The sequence below is a fragment of the Shewanella sp. KJ2020 genome, from assembly GCF_024197625.1.
Lineage (GTDB): Bacteria > Pseudomonadota > Gammaproteobacteria > Enterobacterales > Shewanellaceae > Shewanella.
The window spans coordinates 47,841-68,413 of the sequence record NZ_JAKUKD010000013.1; the positions used below are offsets into that span (position 1 = coordinate 47,841).

The window sequence follows — 20,573 nt, forward strand, 5'->3', positions numbered from 1 at the left end:
GTCCGAGTAAAAGGGGTTCCCCAGTAGACTCGCAGACGGGCGTTGTTTTGCGGCAGTTATATCACACTTAGGCGACATATTTGCTTAAAAGGAGGAGAAATCTTGTAACAGAGATTGATAAACTGGTGGCTAAAGCGGTGATCGCTTTTATGCTAAAACGACAGATTGAGATAAAAAATTAGCTAATAGTTCATGGCCTTGTTCGGTAAGAATCGACTCTGGGTGAAATTGCACCCCGTAAAGCGGCAAGCTTTGATGGCTTATGGCCATGATTTCTAGGCCATGGAGAGGATCATCAAACCAAGCATCCAATACAAAACCCTCGGGAACGGTATCAACCAATAGCGAGTGATAACGTGTCACAGTTAAGGGATGATTTAAGCCTTTAAATAACCGTTCGCCACTATGACAAATAGCACTGACTTTTCCATGCATGACGCGTTGCGCCCGTATGACCTTAGCCCCAAAAACCTGCGCCATAGCTTGATGGCCTAAACACACACCTAGAATAGGGATGCGCCCAGCAAAGTGCTCGATAGCCGCGAGGGAAATCCCCGCTTCATTCGGTGTGCAGGGACCGGGGGAAATCACTAAATGGGTTGGTGCGAGCGCCGCTATTTCATCTAGGCTAATTTCGTCGTTTCGCTTAACCACTATCTCTTGCCCTAGCTGCTGAAAATACTGCACTAAGTTAAAGGTGAAAGAGTCGTAATTATCGATCATGAGCAACATACAAGATCCATTGGTCTAAATGGGTAAAGGTAACGCATATCTAACGGATGAATGCGGGCGCAAATGCTATCACACCTTGTACTTAAGGTTTAACCAATTACGGCTATAAAATACAGCGACAAAAAAGCCAGTCATTAGACTGGCTTAGTTTTTAAACGACTTAGGCATTTCACCACAGTTATTTAACCACAGTTAAATGACTGCGACGCTTAGGGGGCTCATCTGTCGGTTCAAACGCTTTATCTGTTGTTTCAACAACGGATAAAGATGAATCTACTTCATCCTCCACCAGATATGCATCTTCAATATCGAAGACTGTGCCTGCGCCATTTTCACGGGCATAAATGGCAACAATCGATGCCATTGGCAACAACACCTGCTGGGGAACACCACCAAAACGTGCATTGAACTCCACAAACTCATTGCTAATTTGCAAATTGCCCACTGCGCCAGCTGCAATATTCAGCACTATCTGGCCATCCTTCACGTACTGCTGTGGCACTTGAGTCCCTTTTACAAAGGCATCTACCACAACGTGAGGCGTTAATTGGTTATCCATCAACCAATCATAGTAAGCCCTTAGTAAATAAGGACGATTAGGAGTCAAAGGCTTCATTACATACCCATGCGCATTTCGCGTTCAGCTTCCGTTAAGGAGGCTTTGAACGACTCACGCTCAAAAATACGTGTCATATAGGCTTTGATATCTTTCGCTACGCGGCTATCTAATTCAATACCCAGTACAGGTAAGCGCCACAATAGTGGCCCAAGATAGCAATCCGCTAGACCAAATTCTTCACTCATAAAGTAAGGTACTTCAGTGAAGACTGGCGCTATGGCAATCAAGCTTTCCGTCAACTCTTTACGAGCCGCTTCAGCGCGATCACCCTTGCGAATGCGATCGACCAGCGAATACCAATCCGTATCGATGCGGTGCATCATCAAACGGCTTTGGCCGCGGGATACTGGATAGACTGGCATCAGTGGTGGATGAGGAAAACGCTCATCCAAATATTCCATAATAATGCGTGATTCGTATAAAACGAGTTCACGATCTACCAAAGTTGGCACTGAGTTATAGGGATTTACTTCGAGCAAATCCTCAGGCATTTCATTAGGGTCGACCTGTAAAACATCAACAGTAACCCCTTTCTCAGCTAACACGATACGTACTTGATGGCTATACAGATCATCAGCACCTGAAAACAGTGTCATGATAGAGCGTTTGTTGGCAGCAACAGCCATTGATACCCTCCAGAATCGAAATAAAACAAAAGTAAACGAGGGGCAAAGCCCCCCGTTTACACTATGCGGATATTATATTTTACCCGTTATTGGTGCCTAGTGTACATCTTTCCAATACTCTTTCTTCAAGAGGTAGGCCACAATAAAGAATATAAACAGGAATCCGAGTACCCACCAACCCATAGCTTCACGCTCTAGTTTAACGGGTTCAGCCGAATAGACTAAGAAGCCAGTGATATCACGTACCGCTTGGTCATATTCTTCTGCGTTTAATTTACCGCCAGTGACCACAATACTGCCATCTTCTTGCTTAACAGGCATACCTTGTAACTCTTCGAGCACATGTGGCATACCTACAGATGGGAATACAGTGTTATTCACGCCAAAGGGACGGCTTGGATCTTTGTAGAAGCCTTTGAGGTATGAATATACCCAATCTTCACCACGAACACGGGCCACTAAGGTTAAGTCTGGCGGTGTTGCGCCAAACCACTTAGCCGCGTCTTTCGGTGGAATCGCGTTTTGCATAAGCTCACCAATTTTAGCATCGGTAAACATATACTTATTACGCATATCATCCATAGAAATACCGATATCGGTCGCCACGCGCTCATAACGTTGATACTGAGTGCTATGGCAGCCAGAACAATAATGTTGGAACAGGTCCACACCACGTTCTAAGGAAGCTTTATCATGCAGATCAACATTGGCGTCTTCTAAATGTACGTGTCCGCTTGCGGCAATTGCCAAGGTCGGCAACAAGGCAACTAATGCAATCAATAATTTTTTCATTAGTGTGTCAACCTCGCTGGAACAGGTTTAGTTTTTTCATTCTTGCTGTATACCCACAGCGCCACAAAGAAACCAAAGTAAGTAAAAGTAAATACCTGTGCAACTATCGTCAGTGTTGGTGTCGCAGGGACTACACCTAAGTAACCTAACACAATGAAAGACACTGCAAATTGTGCAATGTTCAACTTGTGCAGCGTGCTACGGTAGCGGACTGACTTCACTTTACAGCGATCTAGCCAAGGCAATACGAACAGTACAGCAATCGACAGACCCATCATGATCACACCGCCCAATTTATCGGGAACGGCACGTAAAATGGCGTAGAAAGGTGTGAAGTACCAAACGGGTGCAATGTGCTCAGGGGTCTTCATCGAGTTAGCCGCTTCAAAGTTTGGCTTCTCAAGGAAGTAACCACCGCCCTCAGGGATAAAGAACAACACGTAACAGAATACAATCAGGAAGCCAGCGACGCCCATGATGTCTTTTACTGTGTAATATGGGTGGAATGGAATGCCATCAACTGGCCAGCCATTCTCGTCTTTGTTCTTCTTGATTTCGATACCGTCAGGGTTATTCGAACCCACTTCGTGCAGTGCAATTAAGTGTAAGAACACTAATACAACTAACACTAATGGCAGTGCGATAACGTGCAGCGCGAAGAAACGGTTCAGTGTCGCGCCAGAGATCACGTAGTCACCACGGATCCATAGGGTTAAGTCGTCACCAATAACAGGAATCGCACCGAACAGAGAAATAATTACCTGCGCACCCCAGTATGACATTTGTCCCCATGGCAGCAAGTAACCCATAAAGGCTTCAGCCATCAACACGAGGAAAATCAACATACCGAATAGCCATAGCAGTTCTCTAGGCTTCTGATATGAACCGTAAATCAGACCACGGAACATATGTAGGTAGATCACCACGAAGAACGCAGAAGCACCCGTTGAGTGCATATAACGCAGCAACCAACCGTATTCAACGTCACGCATGATGTATTCAACAGAGGCGAAAGCGCCTTCTGCTGTAGGTACATAGTTCATCGTCAACCAGATACCCGTTAGTAATTGGTTAACCAATACCAACATCGCTAGCGAACCGAAAAAGTACCAAAAGTTAAAGTTAGTTGGCGTTGCATACTGTCCAACATGACGGTTATAAGTCGCAGTCATTGGGATGCGAGCATCAATCCAATTAATTAAATTCTTAACCATTACGCCACTCCTTTATCTACACCGATAATCACGGTGCCATCATCAACATATTGATGTGGAGGGATAACTAGGTTCAATGGAGCAGGTACGCCTTGGAAAACGCGACCAGCCATATCAAACTTAGAGCCATGACATGGACAGAAGAAACCAGAAGTGACACCTTCAACTTGCTCACCAAATGAATCTGGTAAATAAGTAGGTGAACATCCGAGGTGGGTACAAATACCGACGGCAATAAAATACTCTGGCTTGATTGAACGCAGAGGATTTGTTGCATAATCAGGCTGCTGCATTTCAGCAGAAGCAGGATCTCTTAACTTATCATCGTGGGTTGGCAGTTCATTGATCACGGCTTCTGTGCGACGGACAACCCATACAGGTTTTCCACGCCACTCAACACGGATCAGCTGACCTGGCTCTACTTTACTGATATTTACTTCGACCGGTGCACCTGCAGCTTTCGCTTTGGCACTCGGATTCCATGACTTGATGAAAGGAACCGCTACAGCGACGGCACCAGCACCACCTACTACGGCGGTTGCGGCTGTCAGGAATCTGCGACGTCCGGTATCGACTGGCGCATTGCTCATCCACTTATCTCCCAGAGGGTGTTGGAATTTTTGTTTTTCAAAGACTTTCCGCCCGGGGTCATCACCATGGGCAAAAATCGAAGTTTGAGGCGGGGCTCATTATAGCTAAAAATTAGAAGCAGATCATAGTGAAAACACGCAAGTAAGTTAGGGAGATTGCGTGTTTTTTAAAAAACGGACAAAAAAAGCACAACTTTTAACCTATTTCAACCTTCCTTGAGGATATTTTAAGCACATCCTCTTTTAGCTCGGCATAAAGCATGCATCACTAATGTAAATAAAGCCTCAGGGGAACCCCAAATCTATCACCTCTAGATAAAAAAATAGGCCCTGTTAAACAGGGCCTATTTCAACGCGATTATTGAGCGATTATTTCTTAGGTGCAGTGCTCTTCATATATTTGAAGAACTCACTGTCAGGCTCTAATACCATGATATCTGAGTTACCAGAGAAACTCTCACGATAGGCTTCTAAGCTACGGACAAAGCTGAAAAACTCAGGATCTTTGCTGTATGCATCAGAGTAAATTTTAGCCGCTAACGCATCACCTTCACCACGAATGGTCAAGGCTTTACGTTCAGCTTCGGCAATCTTCACCGTCACATTAGCATCAATCGTTGCACGAATGATTTCAGATTGCTCTTTACCCTGTGCTCTGTGTTCTTTTGCCACAGCTTGACGCTCGGCACGCATGCGCTGGTAAATACTATTACTGACGTTAGCCGGTAAATTGATTTGCTTTACACGCACGTCAACCACTTCAATACCTAAGTCCCTTGCGCTTTCTGAAGCATTAGCGAGTGCATCATTTTGCAATTCATCACGCTTACCAGAAACAATTTCCTTGATAGTGCGACGACCAAACTCAGTACGTAAATCGTTGTTGATCTTACGTTGTAGCAGCGATTCTGCATTCGATTTAATACCACCATTTGTGGATAGGTAATACTTCTCGAAGTCAAAAATACGCCACTTCACATAGGAATCAACCATCAGATCTTTTTTCTCTGAGGTGACAAAGCGATCGGCTGCACCATCCAATGTCTGAATACGGGCATCGAGTAACTTCACTTTATCGATCACTGGCACTTTAAAGTGCAATCCAGGACCAAAAACGCGAGTCACTTGGTTACCGTCAACATTGTCTTTTACGATTTCACCGAAACGCGCCACAATGGCTCGTTCGCCTTCGTTGACGACCATCATAGAAGATAAAACCACACCTAAAACAACGGCGATAAGAATAATACCTAATCTACCCATGAATTAATCCCTCCCTTGGCGAGTACGATCATCGCGGGACGGACGTCCACTCAAAGGCTCACCAATGCGAGTCGTTGATACAGATGAAGAATTGACATTCTGCTGAGGCTTAGGCTCAAGATCAGGTGTTGCAGTCTTCTCTTTCATTAACTTGTCTAACGGCAAGTACATTAAGTTGCCATTGTTTTTGGCATCTATCAGCACTTTGTTGGTCTCCGTCATCACCTGCTGCATTGTATCTAGATACAAGCGTTTACGAGTGACGTCAGGCGCCGCTTGGTACTCAGGTAACAGCAACTCAAAACGAGCAACCTTACCGCGAGCTTCTAGGATTTCGCGCTCTTTATAGGCATTGGCTTGTTGCGCCATGCGTTCCACTTCACCGCGTGCTTTGGGTTCAATTTCACGGGCATAGGCTTCAGCTTCACGAATAAAACGCTGCTCATCTTCTTGGGCAGAAATCGCATCATCGAAGGCATCTTTCACTTCTTCTGGCGGACGCGCAGGCAAGAAGTTAACGTCAACAATCGCAAGACCCAATTTATACGGTTCAAGAATACGCTCTAATTCTTTCCAAGTGTCGCGACGAATCGCATCACGGCCCGTGGTCAGAATATCGTCCATCTTGTTATGACCAATCACATAACGCAGGGCGCTATCGGTCGCTTCACGTAAGCTGGCGTTGGCATCTACCGCACTGAATAGATATGAGTACGCATCTAAAATACGATACTGCACATCAAGCTCAACTTTCACGACGTTTTCATCGGATGTCAGCATGCTACCCGACGCAGGAATAGAGCGAACAGATTGCACATCGACGGGATAAATCTGGTCGATAAAGGTCGCTTTCCAGTGAAGGCCAGGGCCAATTTCACCATTGTGTTGACCAAAACGCAGTGCCACACCACGCTCAGCCTCTTTAATTGTGTAAAAACCCGAGAGTCCCCAAACAGCTAAAGCAATGGCAAGAATGATGATTAAGCTAAACGAACTAAAGTTCTGGCCTGATGAGCCATTGCCTTTGCCGCCAAAGCGCTTTGAAAGATTACGAAAAACCTCATCAAGGTCCGGTGGTCCTTTGTCGTTACCACCTTTATTTCCCCAAGGATCATTACCCTTGTTACCGGGCTCGTTCCAAGCCATTTAACACTCCATAAGTGGATGAAATAAATTAGATTATTAACAAACAGCCTTTTCTATCGACGTATCGAAGATAAAGGTTTCTAACTCACCCTGACTCTGTTTAGCTAATCGGCGCCAATCGGCGTCCGATAAACGAACAGACAAAATACAGTTCCCCAGATCGTCGTACTCTTTCTGCTGTATCGCATCCAGTCGATAAAACTGGCCAAGATAATGTCCAGCAGTTGCCGGAATTCTAAGTGTAAGCTCCCTAATGACCTCACCAATAAGCTCAGTGATAGCCTTGAGGAGCAAGTCAAACCCTAAACGCTTTTGTGCCGAAACCCATACGCGAACAGGCTTGCCTGTGTCGTCATACTCGATTCGAGGTGTCACATCTTCAAGTAGGTCAATTTTATTACAAACGACCAGCTGCATGACTTCATCGGCTTCGATGTCTTTCAGCACATTTTGCACTTGTTCAAAATTATCCGCCATATTTTCATCTGCACAATCAACAATATGCAGTAGTAACTCCGCCTGACGAGTCTCCTGTAGCGTTGCTTTAAACGCGGCGACGAGATCGTGTGGCAGATGACGGATAAACCCCACTGTATCCGCTAATATCACGGCACCATCGGGTAAATCTAGCTTTCTAAGCGTGGGATCGAGTGTGGCAAATAACTGATCGGCTGCATAAACATCTGACGAGGTTAATGCATTAAACAAGGTTGATTTGCCCGCGTTGGTATAACCGACTAATGAAACCGTTGGCATTTCGCTGCGCTTACGGGCGCGGCGGCTCTGCTCACGTTGCTTATCAACTCGCTCTAAGCGCTTATTGATATTTTTAATCCGTCCCCTGAGCAGACGTCTATCGGTTTCTAGCTGAGTTTCCCCAGGCCCACGCAAACCAATACCGCCTTTTTGGCGCTCAAGGTGGGTCCAACCACGCACAAGGCGAGTCGACATGTGACGCAATTGCGCTAGCTCCACCTGCAACTTACCTTCGTGAGTCCGTGCACGTTGAGCAAAAATATCCAAAATAAGCGTGGTCCGGTCCAATACTCGGCACAGGCACACTTGCTCAAGATTACGCTCTTGGGCTGGACTCAAGGCGTGGTTAAAAATCACCACATTGGCCTCAGTCGCAGCCACAAGTTCGGCTAATTCTTCGGCTTTTCCAGAACCCACAAAAAACTTGCGGTCTGGTGAGCGTCGACTTCCAGTAATGACCCCGACTGAACGCGCGCCAGCGGACTCAACGAGTAGCTGTAGCTCGACTAAGTCTTCTCGGCGTTCCTCATCGGAAAAGTCGATATGGACAAGAACCGCTGTTTCTCCCGCCTCATAACGATCAAACAAGAAGCAAACTCCTCAAATAAAACTTATTCACCACTAGGCATATCATCCTGCGCGCCGTATCCGCCCTGGGCATTTTGATGGCCAGTAACGTTAAATGGACGAGCGGGAACCACGGTAGAAATAGCGTGTTTGTAAACCATTTGGCTCACTGTGTTTTTCAACAGAATGACAAATTGATCAAACGACTCTACCTGTCCCTGGAGTTTAATGCCGTTTACCAAGTAAATTGATACAGGAACGCGCTCGCGGCGCAGTGCGTTCAAAAATGGGTCTTGTAAAGATTGCCCCTTAGCCATTTTATTATTTCCTTTTTAATTTATATAAAAATAAATCTATATCAGTGAAGTTTTTTGTTTAGTTTTAGTATTATACAGCAAGGGCTAATAAGCTAGCGGCATTGACGCATAAGTGTAACTAAATTCCCCTCAGCACCACTTTCAAGCCAATTCAACTCTGGCCAACTGCGCAACCATGTTAATTGACGCTTAGCCAATTGCCTAGTAGCTGCAACTGCTTTTTCGACCATAGTATCATAGTCAAACTCACCATCGAGGTACTGCCAGCACTGTCGATATCCCACGCAACGCATTGATGGCAAATCTAAATGCAGGTCATTTCTCGTTTTTAGCTGCGTAACTTCATCAATAAAACCTTGCTGCAACATGATCTTAAAGCGCTGTGCAATTAAGTCATGTAACACTTTACGCTCGCGGGGGGCAATGGCAAATTGCACCACATCGTAGGGCAAAGGTGCTGACTTAGTGTGTGTCAGCTCAGTCAGACTCTTGCCGCTTATTCTATAGACTTCCAGCGCTCTTGAAAGCCTTTGTGGATCATTAGGATGAATTCTTTCTGCCGACACGGGATCTATCTCCCGTAATTGGTCGTGCAGCACTTCCCACCCCTTAGTGTCGGCCTCGGCTTGGATCTCTGCCCGTATCGCTTCATTGGCACTGGGAAGCGGTGATAATCCTTCTAATAACGCCTTAAAATACATCATGGTGCCACCAACCAATAGGGGTGTTTTTCCCATGCTGATAATCTGTTCTATCTCTGCCAGTGCATCGGTTCGAAAATCGGCAGCCGAGTAACTCTCGGCCGGATCGCGAATATCGATTAAGCGATGCGGTCCACGGGCTAATTCTGCCGCTGAAGGTTTGGCACTGCCAATATCCATACCACGATAAATCAGGGCGGAGTCAACTGAGATAATTTCACAGTTGTGTTTCTCGGCCAATTCTAGTGCTAAAGCCGTTTTCCCCGAGGCCGTAGGCCCCATAAGGAATAACACTTTAGGCTGTTGTTCTTTATTCACTTGCTTGCTCTTCTAGCCACGACTGCCAAGGTAAGGATATTGCATTTTTGGCGATATACTGTCTTTTCTCTTCACTTAACTGACAAAATGCAGCCCAGATCTCTGGCGCTGACACAAACCCCGCTAGGCTGTGCTTTGCCAACCACATAGCCAACGCATCCGGCGCTGGCGTTTCGAAACGTAGCGATTGCAACCACTCGGGGATCGCCTTAGCTAACGGGCTATCCCTGAGATATGGGGGCACTTTTTTAATTATCAACTGCTGGTAACGAATTGTCAGTTCTAATCCCAGTTGACGTATTAAGGTCTCGTGCTCATCAATTAATGACTGCCACTCAGAGTCGGCAGCGACCGATATCGGCATCAATAAAGGCTGCCCAATCAACCCTGTGGCCAGTTTCATTTCAATTTCATGGCAGCGGATCGCTAATGCCGCAGACTCAATACGTAATAAACTTAATTTTGGCCCATCAGTAAATACCCAATAGTGACCATCAAGTATCGCAGGCATAGGTTGCGCTGGTTGATACACCTTATCCTGTACGCTGTAGGATGGGGTTTGCAATAACGCACCATAGCTTGCAATTGCGGCTTTTGAAGGCAGCTCAGTACGCGGGCGAACTCCCCCAGCCGCACCACTTCTAGCCTCCCTTGGCACAGCCATGCTGCCAAAGGCGTTGCTATGAATCGCAGTTCCAGAACGAGATCCAGCTAATGCCGTTTCAGTTTGACTCTCCCTAGACGTATCAACCCAGGCGAGGCTGTCTTTCGCATCTGAAGATTTAAGCTCGAAAGCAGAATGCGCTGGCTGGCTAACATGAAGATTATCTTCTAGTTGTGGCGAGTTTGGTTCAAAACTGAACTCGCCAGCTTCCTCTAGTGCCGATAGCAACGCCTGCAAAATATAATCATGCACATAACGGCTCTGATGGAACCTGACTTCATGCTTAGCGGGGTGCACATTGACATCCACTTGATGGGGGTCGATGTTCAACATCAGCACATAACCTGGCTGTTCAAGTTCAGCTTTTTGCGCAAAGGCTTGGCGCACTGCATGATTCACAAGACGGTCACGCACCAGTCGTCCATTCACATAAAAATAATGGGTGTCGGTTAACACGGTTGACCAAGGCGACTGCAAATAACCACTTAGGCGCAGATCATCATGCTGGCATTCAACCCGCAGCGCCTCATCGGCAAATTGCCGCCCGGCGACCTGCGTCAGCCGCTGTAAATATTGAGGCTCATTCATCGCGGGGCGATAGTTACGCACCGTTTTACCATTGTGAGTCAAGGTAAAATGGATATCTCCCCGTACGAGTGCGATACGTTTTAACCATTCATCGATATGGGTAAATTCGGTTTTATCACTCTTTAAAAAGCGTCTACGAGCTGGGGTATTGAAAAATAGATCCATCACTTCAATGGTCGAGCCCACAGGATGAGCGGCGGGCATCACCTTAACCGCCATATCGGCCCCTTCGGCCTGGGCTTGCCAAGCTTCGGTTTGTTCAACAGTGCGTGAGGTTAAGGTTAAGCGAGACACTGAGCTAATACTGGCGAGCGCTTCCCCACGAAAGCCAAAACTTAAGATAGCTTCGAGATCGTCCAGCGTATGTAATTTGGATGTCGCATGGCGCGATAATGCTAGGGCAAGTTCGTCCTTTGGGATCCCCGAACCATTGTCACGGATCTTTATAAGCTTACTGCCACCCCTATCGATTTCGATATCGATGCGCGTCGCCCCCGCATCTAAGCTGTTCTCGACGAGCTCTTTGACGACTGAAGCAGGCCTTTCAACGACTTCGCCGGCGGCAATCTGGTTTGCTAGTTGTGGAGGAAGGATCTGAATACCCATAGGTTTTTCCATGTTAGCTCTCAGGGATCACTAGGGTTTGGCCTAACTGCACCACATCGGATTTCATTCCATTGGCGCGTTTGATACTGGCCATTGAAACTTGGTATCTGAGTGCGATGGCTGAAAGCGATTCACCGCGACGGACCTTATGCTTAACCTTTGTCGGAGCAGTATCATCAACATAGGCTGTAGGGGTTCTTTCCGTCGACGTTTTTTCAGCTGATGCTTTTGTAGTTGTTTTTACTGGCTTAGCACCGCTGGAACTTCCACCCCGCCTTTGGGCAAGCAAGGTGTCCGCAGGTGGATTATTATGATAGTAACGACTCACACCCTTATAAATAGCATTGGCGATGCTCTCTTGATGACGACTACTCGACAACAAACGTTCTTCTTTGGGATTTGAAATAAAACCTGTTTCCACCAAGATTGAAGGAATATCCGGCGACTTTAACACGGCTAAACTCGCGGACTCGGGGCGACTCTTATGCAATTCTGTCACGCCGCCTAGATCTTTTAAAATATCCCCCGCAACAGAGTGGCCAATGGCCATGGAACTGTTCATGGACATATCGAGCAATGTCATTGCAAGATATTGTTCATTATCGGTATTTTGGATAATTTCCCCCGCGCCCCCAAGCAGTTCTGAATGCTTTTCTTTTTGCTCTAACCAACGACCAATTTCACTATTGGCACGACGCATGGAGAGCACCCATACGGAGGCACCACGGGGATTGGGTGAAGTAAAAGCATCCGCATGGATAGAAATCAAGAGATCCGCCTTACTGTTACGGGCCAGCTCCGAGCGTTTATTTAAATTCACAAAATAATCGCCGGTGCGGATCATCACAGCACGCATTCCAGGCGTGTCATTAATTTTACTCGAAACCCGCCGCGCAATTTCAAGGGCGACCTTCTTCTCGTATACCCCAGAAGGACCAATTGAACCGGGATCGTCACCACCGTGGCCAGCGTCTATGGCAATCACAATATCACGGGAGGATTGCGCCGCTTGGGTCACCGTTTTAACCGGGGTTGATGACACGATTGCCGTTGCCGTAGTGACTGTTTTATCTTCGAGGTCTACCACCAAACGATTGCCGTAAGGCGCGGTAACGGGCAGGGAAAATAAGTTGGCGTTTAACGGTTTAACCAGATCGATCACTAAGCGTAAATCACCTTTGGTCGGGGATTTACTCACCCGGATCCCTTTCACCAACTTGCTATTATTATCGATATTTTTAAGGTTTAGCTTAGTCGATGCCTTTTTAAGATCGACCACTAAGCGATTCGGACCATCGATGGAAAAGTGTGTGTAGTTTGGTGCTTCACTTAAGTCGAATACGACGCGGGTCGATTCAGGGGCGGCCCAAATACGTACGCCTTCTAACTGATTTGCCGCATGGGCAGACACAGTAAAAAAGGCACACAATAAAACAGTAATAATTTGAAAGTAATGCTTATTTTTAGTCATTGTTGTTTTTATTTTATCGCGGCTAATAGCTTTTTACCTGATTCTGATAAAGCTTGGATTTGGATTTCACGCCCAGTATTGGCATAACTTAAATGCAGGTGGATATCGGCATCGGGCAACAAACCTTCTCCTTTATCAGGCCATTCCACTATACACAGGCTCTTATGGGTAAAATAATCGCGGATCCCCATAAACTCGAGTTCTTCAGGATCGTTTAAACGATACAAATCAAAATGATAAACTTCGACACCATCAAGCTCATAAGGTTCAACTAAAGTGTAAGTCGGGCTTTTAACTGCACCTTTATGACCCAACCCCTGAATTAAGCCGCGACTCAAAGTCGTCTTACCGGCACCCAAATCACCCGTAAAATACAGAGTCAAAGGCGCTTGAACATGGCGAGCCAATTTTTGCCCTACCGCAATGGTGTCGTCTTCGTTTTTTAAAAAAAAGGTTAACTCTGTCATTTCTACTTATATCACTACTATTGTTGATGGCTGAAGTTGCTCAAGCATAAAAAACCAGCAATGGCCTATGCTTGAGTCTCACATACCGCCTAGAGTAAATCACTATTCACTAATTGGCGAATAAAAGGCATTAAATCACTCGCTAACATGCCCCGTTCACCTTGTACTGCGGCAAGATCCGCAGCGCAGCCATGGACGACAACCCCAACAACGGTTGCCTGCATATTATCCATTCCCTGCGCCATGAGCGCACCTATAATACCAGATAACACATCCCCACACCCACCACTGGCAAGCCCAGGGTTACCCACAGGTGCGACAATCATTTGCTTACCGTCAAAAATCACAGTGCCCGCGCCCTTTAAAAGCACTACACCACCATACTTCTGCTGCATTGCGCGCACGGCGGCAAATCTGTCCTGCTCAATCTCAGCGACAGAGCACCCCAACAAACGGGCGGCTTCCCCAGGATGGGGTGTTAATACCCAATTTGTTTGCCTGCGAGGTTCATTACTGAGCAAATTCAACGCATCTGCATCTAATACACAGGGTTTATCACTCAGGCCCACCGCTTTAAATAAGTTATAACCCCAATCATGTTTACCCAGCCCAGGCCCAAGCACTATAACTTGGGCCCAGCCAAGACGCAGATACACCTCCATATCCACGAGATCGCAGCCCCAAAACATCAATTCAGGACGGGAAACATTAACTGTCAGTTGATGTTCTGGGCGACTGATGACTGTGACCAACCCAGCACCTGCACGTAAACAGGCTTCACTGGCAAGACGTATAGCACCAGCCATACCGATATCACCACCAATCAGAGTCACTTTGCCCGATTGCCCCTTATGACTATCCCTCGCACGGGCGGCAAAATAGTCTTTTAGCATTTCTCTGCCAACACGTAAGGCGTTGCAATCTCTAAAGAATGGCGTTAAACCTAGATCGGCAAATTCAATAAAACCGCTATGGTGCCGCGCCTTGCTGGTGAGTAATCCCTGTTTTATACCACCAAAACAGAGGGTCACATCTGCCATAACAGCAACCCCCGCAACAGTCCCCGTATCGGCAATAATTCCCGACGGGAGATCTAGGCTCAATACCCAGGCAGCACTTTGGTTAACGGCGTGGATCAACTCTGCCATTTCCTCCCGAACACTGCCCTGCACGCCAGTCCCAAGCAGGCCATCAACTATGATCTCTGCCTGTAGAATATCTTCAGTTTTAATGGATTGAGCCGTACCACCTTGATTAAGGTAAGCCGTTAATGCCTGTTCAAACTCGTCACTGCCCGTGGTTTTGAGCAACATGACGCAAACCGAAATCCCCGCCTCAAGCAAAAGCCGAGCACAGACTAAGGCATCGGCACCGTTATTACCGCTGCCGGCGAGGATTGAGACTCTTTGGGATTGAATACCGACCCGCTCAGCACAATGTTTAACCAAACATTGAAAAGCAGCACTACCAGCCCGCTCGACCAAGCCATAAAATGTCGACTCACCTTGAGTCACTGCGAGCAACTCAGCTTCCCTAATTTGCTGCTGGGTATAAAGCGCCGTGGGTAATCTTGATAAATCTTGTGCCATAGATAAGCTCCTGCGCCACCAAAGAATAAATATCTTGCTTCATCGCTCAACCCATTGAACGCATTGATTCAATCGTCTTACTGATAAAGGACTAAACACCGTTCATTAGATCAAGAAAGTAGCAAAAACCGCTCCGCCAAATTATGACGTAAATCAGTTGCTGAGCGAAAATATCCACGGGATAGCAATAAAAAAGCAGCGATAGAAACAACAAAACCAGCAATCAGCTGGCTTTGTTAGAAGGAATGGCAATTTAAGCTAGATATCATCCATCCGAATGGTGCTATGGACTAAGCGTTGTTGCTGCGTTTTCTCCACCCGGATTAAGTCAGCCAATGCGCTACGGGCATCCTCTGCCGTAGTCGAATTAACGGTTTTCTCCAATAGGCCAATGAGGCGATTTTCCAAGTCGAGATGCAAATTAAGCACATCTTCCTCATTCATATTTGCGGGCAACATAGTGTCTTGGCAACGCTTAGTAAAATCTTCAAATACAAAGTCTTTATACCAAGTATCTAGGATGCGGTGAGGAGCATCATCCATATAATCACGCAGGTTCTCCGCCACCTTCTTTTGATGGGACTCAAAATATTCCAACATCATTTTCACTCGAGCCGAATCGGCTTGATTCATCAGTCGGCCATAGAGTTGCGCCATATCTAAGCGACAATTTGCCACATACTCGAGTAGATCACGCAATTGTTGAATACGCATATAATGCACTCCACTGTCAGGCCAACAACTTGGCGCTATTAACTTTGTCTGTGTTCATTATGTGAGTAAAAGCGCTAAGAATATTTGAACAAGGTCATAATTTAACTTTCGCAACGCTATCTAATTTAGGGAAACTTGAAGAAACAAGGCGCAGATCACGCATTAGCCTGGCTGTTTTAATTATCACAAAATGAAAAACATAGCCGAAAACAGCAACTGAGCTAATGTCAATTGAGTAATTTGATAATGGAAGATTCAGGGAATTTGGAGCGACATGATTTTAATCAAGAGCGGTTCGAACCGATGACCTATACCTTGACTAATTTAACAATCACAAAGGTATAGCCATATTAAGAGCGCAACTGAGCTAATGTTAATTGAGTAATTTGATAATGGAGGATTCAGGGAATTTGGAGCGACGTGATTTTAATCAAGAGCGGTTCGAACCGATGACCTATACCTTGGCAAGGTATTGCTCTACCAACTGAGCTAATGTCGCATAATTTGGAGCGACATATCGGGTTCGAACCGATGACCTATACCTTGGCAAGGTATCGCTCTACCAACTGAGCTAATGTCGCATAATCTGTATTAATGACTTGGTAAATCATTAAATTTTAATTTGGAGCGACATATCGGGTTCGAACCGATGACCTATACCTTGGCAAGGTATCGCTCTACCAACTGAGCTAATGTCGCATTTCACATTTTAAGACTGTGACAGTCTAGAATTTGGAGCGACATATCGGGTTCGAACCGATGACCTATACCTTGGCAAGGTATCGCTCTACCAACTGAGCTAATGTCGCATTTTTTATCGCTGCTACATTTGTCTTCAACATTAACAAAGGTATCGTCTTTCAACCTTTGCCAACTGAGCTAATGTCGCATAATTTTGTATTTAATGACTTGGTAAATCACTAAAATTGTATTTGGAGCGACATATCGGGTTCGAACCGATGACCTATACCTTGGCAAGGTATCGCTCTACCAACTGAGCTAATGTCGCCTTTTGTATCGCTGCTATATTTGCCTTCAACATTACCAAAGGTATCGTCTTTCAACCTTTGCCAACTGAGCTAATGTCGCCTTTTGTATCGCTGCTACATTTGCCTTCAACATTACCAAAGGTATCTCTTTCAACCTTTGCCAACTGAGCTAATGTCGCAATCACTTATATGTTCGGCGCTTCATGTCCGCATCAAAAAGTTGAGGCCGCATTATATGAAAAATTCATGCGGCTGCAACCCCTTCTTGCAGATTTATCTGCTGATCGGTCAAATTTTAAATACTTTGCTGCGATAATATTGTAATTCTGCGATCGATTCTTGAATGTCCTGCAGTGCTTGATGGGTTCCTTGCTTCTTAAAACCCGCCATAGTCTCGGGACTCCAGCGTCTCACCAGCTCTTTTATCGTACTGACATCAATGTTGCGATAATGGAAGTAATCCTCCAATTCACGCATATAACGATTTAAGAAGCGCCTATCTTGGCCAACACTGTTGCCACACATAGGGGAAGCGCCTTTGGGCACATATTGCTCTAAAAAAGCAATCGTCTTAGCAATGGCTTGTGCTTCGTTATCTTGGCTTGCACGCACACGATCAATCAGCCCAGATTCGCCATGGTGCTTTTGATTCCAATCATCCATGGCAGCCAGTACATCATCCGACTGATGAATGGCGATCACAGGGCCTTGACCGATAATATTGAGTTCTTGGTCCGTTACTAATGTGGCAATTTCAATGATCCTGTCTACATCGGGCTCTAGTCCCGTCATCTCTAGGTCAATCCAAATGAGATTATTTGCATCTGCCGCCATAAATCTGCCTTATTGTGTCAGTTAGCCTAAATTCAGGCATTTTTATTCAAGAGCGTGTATCATACTGCTTTTTTCCAACACAAAAAATCACCTAATTGACGAAGACGAATCAGTGAGTAAAAAGAAACCCCTAAGCCAAGGTCAATTACGCCGTATGCGTGCCAATCACGAGAAACGACTCAATCGTGACAACGGCGAAAAAAACACGCCAGAGTTACAGGATAGTTCACTCGGAGCCGAACAGAGCGGCACAGTGATTTCCCGTTTTGGCCAACATGCCGATATCGAAACCGAAGACGGCCAGATAGTACGTTGCAATATTCGCCGAACCATTAATAGTCTAGTCACTGGCGACAAGGTTGTTGTGCGTTTAGCCATTGAGAGCCAAGCCAACAGCGGTATCGCGGGTATCGTTGAAGCCGTTCACCCTAGACGCTCTTCGCTAACACGCCCAGATTTATACGATGGCGTTAAGATTATCGCCTCGAATATCGACCAGATTTTAATTGTGTCCTCGGTATTACCCAGCTTTACCACCCAAATTATCGACCGCTACCTTGTCGCCGCCGAAGATACCGACATTCCGCCTATCATCATTTTAAATAAAATTGACTTACTCAACCCAGATGAAGCCCAGGCAATAGATGAAGCGCTACAGCGCTATAAAGATATTGGCTATCCGGTTTATAAGGTCAGCAGCAAGTTAGGCGAAGGTATCGATACCATTAAGGGCTTACTTAAGGATAAAGTCAGCGTATTTGCGGGTCAGTCTGGTGTAGGTAAATCCTCTATCATCAATGCGCTCTTGCCAGATGCGGATCTCTTAGTGGGTGATGTTTCCGATAACTCGGGTTTAGGTCAGCACACGACTACCACGGCCAAACTACTGCATTTACCCAGCGGCGGCGATTTGATTGACTCCCCCGGCGTACGTGAATTTGCCCTATGGCACTTACCCGCACAGCGTGTAGGCTGGTGCTTTATCGAATTCCGTGACTTTTTAGGTGGCTGTAAATTCCGCGACTGCAAGCACGGTGATGACCCAGGTTGCGCATTAAAAGCCGCGGTGAATGAAGGTAAAATTAGTGAAGATCGCTTCAACAATTACCACCGTATTATTGCCAGCCTAGATGAGCAACGCCATGCGCGGCATTTCCGCGCGGCCACTGACGAATAACTATTTAGTGATAAATAACAACGGTCTCAGCACAGATTGAGCGGTAAGAAAAGGAATTAAAATTGGATAAAGTCAAAATTGCCCTGCAGTACATGCTGCCAAAACACTTATTATCACGTTTAGTGGGTAAGCTCGCCGCAGCGCAAGCTGGCGCCTTGACCACAGCCGCCATAAAGTGGTTTATCAAACAATATAAAATTGATATGAGCGAAGCGGCCCAGAGCGAGCCTGAGGCTTACAAAAGCTTCAATGACTTCTTTACCCGAGCCTTAAAATCGGGGATCCGCCCCATAAACCCAAATCCCCACGTTATGGTGCATCCGGTGGACGGCGCGGTGAGCCAATTGGGGCCAATCAAAGATGGACGTATTTTCCAGGCTAAAGGCCACCACTACTCTTCGCTCACCTTACTAGGCGATCAAGCCGAAGATGCCAAGCGCTTCGAAGGCGGTGATTTCGCGACTATCTACTTAGCGCCTAAGGATTATCACCGTATCCATATGCCAATCAAAGGCACATTATCGAAGATGACCTATGTGCCCGGCGAGTTATTTTCGGTCAATCCATTAACCGCAAGACACGTTCCCGGTCTTTTCGCCCGTAACGAACGTGTGGTGGCGATTTTTGAAACCGAGCTAGGCCCCCTAGCCATGGTATTAGTCGGTGCGACTATCGTTGCCAGTATTGAAACCGTCTGGGCCGGCACCATCACGCCGCCTACGGGTAAGCAAGTGTTTACTTGGGAATACCCAACTGTGGGGCCCGATGCCCTTACCTTAGAAAAAGGCGATGAAATGGGCCGCTTTAAATTGGGCAGTACTGTGGTGATGTTATTTGCTAAAGATGCGATTGACACCTTTGCCGAAGGGGTTGAAGCCGAGGCGGTAACCCGTATGGGCCAAGCCTTTGCCAACCTTCAAGATATCAAATCAGCGGACTAAGCATTTTTGAGTGCATCGAATGTGAATGCTGCTAAATCCTCGGGATTAATCGAGTTACATATTGCTGTGCTGATGTTTGGCGGCACAGCATTGTTCTCAAAACTCATTCCCTTAAGTGCACTCGATATCACCCTCTTGCGCTGCTGCGTCGCCTCTGTGGTTTTAGGCCTATTGGTAAAATTTCGTCGTCAGCACTTAACCTTAGCGAGCAAGCAAGATTATCTAGTGGCTATCGGTTTAGGCGTGATTGTGAGCCTACATTGGGTCACCTACTTTGCCGCTATGCAACTCTCCTCCGTTGCCATAGGCATGATTGCCTTTTTTACCTATCCTGTGATGACAGTGATTGCCGAGCCCCTGCTGACGGGGCATAAAATCAAATCCCAGGATATTGCTAGCGGCGTATTAGTGCTCATCGGGGTGATTTTATTGATCCCCGAGGCCAATCTTGGCAATGATACCACCCTAGGGATCGCTATCGGCATTCTCTCGGCCATGCTATTTACCGCCAGAAATTTGCTGCAAAAACGCTACTTTACCCAATACTCTGGCCCCCATGCGATGTTTTACCAGACCCTAGTAGCAGTGGTTTTTTTGTTGCCTTGGCATGAGGCCGAGCTTAACAGTATTCCATTAGATGTCTGGGGATTAATCATCCTGCTTGGTGTGGTATTTACCGCTGCACCCCACGCATTGTTTACCTCGGCACTGCGGCACTTAAGTGCAAAAACCGTCGGACTCGTCTCCTGTTTGCAACCCTTTTATGGTGCCATGCTGGCGCTGGTGATTTTGGGTGAAGAATTGAGTCTCACAACCCTGATTGGCGGCACGATAATCGTTGCCACGGCAATTTTTGAAACCCACCAGTCGCATCAATCACAGCGGTAAAAAA

Annotated in this window: 20 protein-coding genes and 5 tRNA genes; 3 read left to right on the forward strand and 22 right to left on the reverse strand. The window is 46.3% G+C overall.

Features of this window, described 5'->3' with window-relative positions; genetic code table 11:
* Positions 1-147: 147 nt before the first annotated feature.
* The 22 genes from MJO46_RS08290 to orn all read right to left on the reverse strand — a co-directional run bounded on the left by MJO46_RS08290 (position 148) and on the right by orn (position 17,563).
* Positions 148-732 carry an aminodeoxychorismate/anthranilate synthase component II gene (locus MJO46_RS08290; protein ID WP_253988918.1) on the reverse strand — a complete coding sequence of 195 codons (585 nt, stop codon included), beginning with the start codon at positions 730-732 and terminating at the stop codon, positions 148-150.
* A 178-nt stretch (positions 733-910) separates the two neighbouring features.
* Positions 911-1,348 (reverse strand): ClpXP protease specificity-enhancing factor, encoded by a 438-nt coding sequence (locus tag MJO46_RS08295; RefSeq protein ID WP_253988919.1) that lies wholly within the window; start codon positions 1,346-1,348, stop codon positions 911-913.
* Complete coding sequence (gene sspA / locus MJO46_RS08300) at positions 1,348-1,977, reverse strand: stringent starvation protein SspA (protein ID WP_253988920.1); 630 nt, start codon at positions 1,975-1,977, stop codon at positions 1,348-1,350. The genes MJO46_RS08295 and sspA overlap by 1 nt, the downstream gene beginning before the upstream one ends.
* A gap of 96 nt (positions 1,978-2,073) precedes the next feature.
* A complete protein-coding gene (locus MJO46_RS08305) occupies positions 2,074-2,769 on the reverse strand; it encodes a cytochrome c1 (RefSeq protein WP_198782275.1) in 696 nt (231 codons plus the stop codon).
* A complete protein-coding gene (locus MJO46_RS08310) occupies positions 2,769-3,983 on the reverse strand; it encodes a cytochrome bc complex cytochrome b subunit (protein ID WP_198782274.1) in 1,215 nt (404 codons plus the stop codon). The genes MJO46_RS08305 and MJO46_RS08310 overlap by 1 nt, the downstream gene beginning before the upstream one ends.
* A complete protein-coding gene (gene petA / locus MJO46_RS08315) occupies positions 3,983-4,573 on the reverse strand; it encodes a ubiquinol-cytochrome c reductase iron-sulfur subunit (protein WP_198782273.1) in 591 nt (196 codons plus the stop codon). Before petA ends, MJO46_RS08310 begins: the two co-directional genes overlap by 1 nt.
* Positions 4,574-4,942: 369 nt before the next feature.
* Positions 4,943-5,836, reverse strand: coding sequence for a protease modulator HflC (gene hflC, locus MJO46_RS08320; RefSeq protein WP_253988921.1), 894 nt, complete (start codon positions 5,834-5,836; stop codon positions 4,943-4,945).
* Positions 5,837-5,839: 3 nt separating this feature from the next.
* Positions 5,840-6,982, reverse strand: coding sequence for an FtsH protease activity modulator HflK (hflK, locus tag MJO46_RS08325; protein WP_253988922.1), 1,143 nt, complete (start codon positions 6,980-6,982; stop codon positions 5,840-5,842).
* 36 nt (positions 6,983-7,018) lie between these two features.
* Positions 7,019-8,326: a ribosome rescue GTPase HflX gene (hflX, locus tag MJO46_RS08330; RefSeq protein WP_253988923.1), complete on the reverse strand. Its 1,308-nt coding sequence runs from the start codon at positions 8,324-8,326 to the stop codon at positions 7,019-7,021.
* 23 nt (positions 8,327-8,349) lie between these two features.
* Entirely contained in the window at positions 8,350-8,622 is a 273-nt protein-coding gene (gene hfq, locus MJO46_RS08335) for an RNA chaperone Hfq (RefSeq protein WP_198782269.1), read from the reverse strand.
* Between the two features lie 92 nt (positions 8,623-8,714).
* Positions 8,715-9,641, reverse strand: coding sequence for a tRNA (adenosine(37)-N6)-dimethylallyltransferase MiaA (gene miaA, locus MJO46_RS08340; protein ID WP_253988924.1), 927 nt, complete (start codon positions 9,639-9,641; stop codon positions 8,715-8,717).
* The gene (gene mutL, locus MJO46_RS08345) at positions 9,634-11,499 is read right to left on the reverse strand and encodes a DNA mismatch repair endonuclease MutL (protein WP_253988925.1); all 1,866 of its coding nucleotides are present in this window, start codon (positions 11,497-11,499) and stop codon (positions 9,634-9,636) included. The genes miaA and mutL overlap by 8 nt, the downstream gene beginning before the upstream one ends.
* A 13-nt stretch (positions 11,500-11,512) precedes the next feature.
* Positions 11,513-12,970, reverse strand: coding sequence for an N-acetylmuramoyl-L-alanine amidase (locus MJO46_RS08350; protein ID WP_253988926.1), 1,458 nt, complete (start codon positions 12,968-12,970; stop codon positions 11,513-11,515).
* An 8-nt stretch (positions 12,971-12,978) separates the two neighbouring features.
* Positions 12,979-13,437 (reverse strand): tRNA (adenosine(37)-N6)-threonylcarbamoyltransferase complex ATPase subunit type 1 TsaE, encoded by a 459-nt coding sequence (tsaE, locus tag MJO46_RS08355; RefSeq protein ID WP_253988927.1) that lies wholly within the window; start codon positions 13,435-13,437, stop codon positions 12,979-12,981.
* Positions 13,438-13,526: 89 nt separating this feature from the next.
* Positions 13,527-15,026, reverse strand: coding sequence for an NAD(P)H-hydrate dehydratase (locus MJO46_RS08360; protein WP_253988928.1), 1,500 nt, complete (start codon positions 15,024-15,026; stop codon positions 13,527-13,529).
* Between the two features lie 258 nt (positions 15,027-15,284).
* Positions 15,285-15,740, reverse strand: coding sequence for a hypothetical protein (locus MJO46_RS08365; RefSeq protein ID WP_198782263.1), 456 nt, complete (start codon positions 15,738-15,740; stop codon positions 15,285-15,287).
* A 434-nt stretch (positions 15,741-16,174) separates the two neighbouring features.
* Positions 16,175-16,231: transfer RNA gene (locus MJO46_RS08370), tRNA-Gly, on the reverse strand.
* 14 nt (positions 16,232-16,245) lie between these two features.
* A tRNA-Gly gene (locus tag MJO46_RS08375) sits at positions 16,246-16,321 on the reverse strand.
* Between the two features lie 42 nt (positions 16,322-16,363).
* Positions 16,364-16,439, reverse strand: a tRNA-Gly gene (locus MJO46_RS08380).
* A gap of 34 nt (positions 16,440-16,473) precedes the next feature.
* Positions 16,474-16,549 (reverse strand) — tRNA-Gly (locus tag MJO46_RS08385).
* Between the two features lie 124 nt (positions 16,550-16,673).
* A tRNA-Gly gene (locus tag MJO46_RS08390) sits at positions 16,674-16,749 on the reverse strand.
* 268 nt (positions 16,750-17,017) lie between these two features.
* The gene (gene orn, locus MJO46_RS08395; protein ID WP_253988929.1) at positions 17,018-17,563 is read right to left on the reverse strand and encodes an oligoribonuclease; all 546 of its coding nucleotides are present in this window, start codon (positions 17,561-17,563) and stop codon (positions 17,018-17,020) included.
* Between the two features lie 112 nt (positions 17,564-17,675).
* Here orn and rsgA point away from each other — a divergent pair, with 112 nt between their 5' ends.
* From rsgA to MJO46_RS08410, 3 genes are all read left to right on the forward strand, one after another.
* Entirely contained in the window at positions 17,676-18,740 is a 1,065-nt protein-coding gene (gene rsgA / locus MJO46_RS08400) for a small ribosomal subunit biogenesis GTPase RsgA (protein ID WP_253988930.1), read from the forward strand.
* Positions 18,741-18,802: 62 nt separating this feature from the next.
* Positions 18,803-19,681: an archaetidylserine decarboxylase gene (gene asd, locus MJO46_RS08405; protein WP_253988931.1), complete on the forward strand. Its 879-nt coding sequence runs from the start codon at positions 18,803-18,805 to the stop codon at positions 19,679-19,681.
* 21 nt (positions 19,682-19,702) lie between these two features.
* The gene (locus MJO46_RS08410) at positions 19,703-20,569 is read left to right on the forward strand and encodes a DMT family transporter (protein ID WP_253988967.1); all 867 of its coding nucleotides are present in this window, start codon (positions 19,703-19,705) and stop codon (positions 20,567-20,569) included.
* Positions 20,570-20,573: the final 4 nt, after the last annotated feature.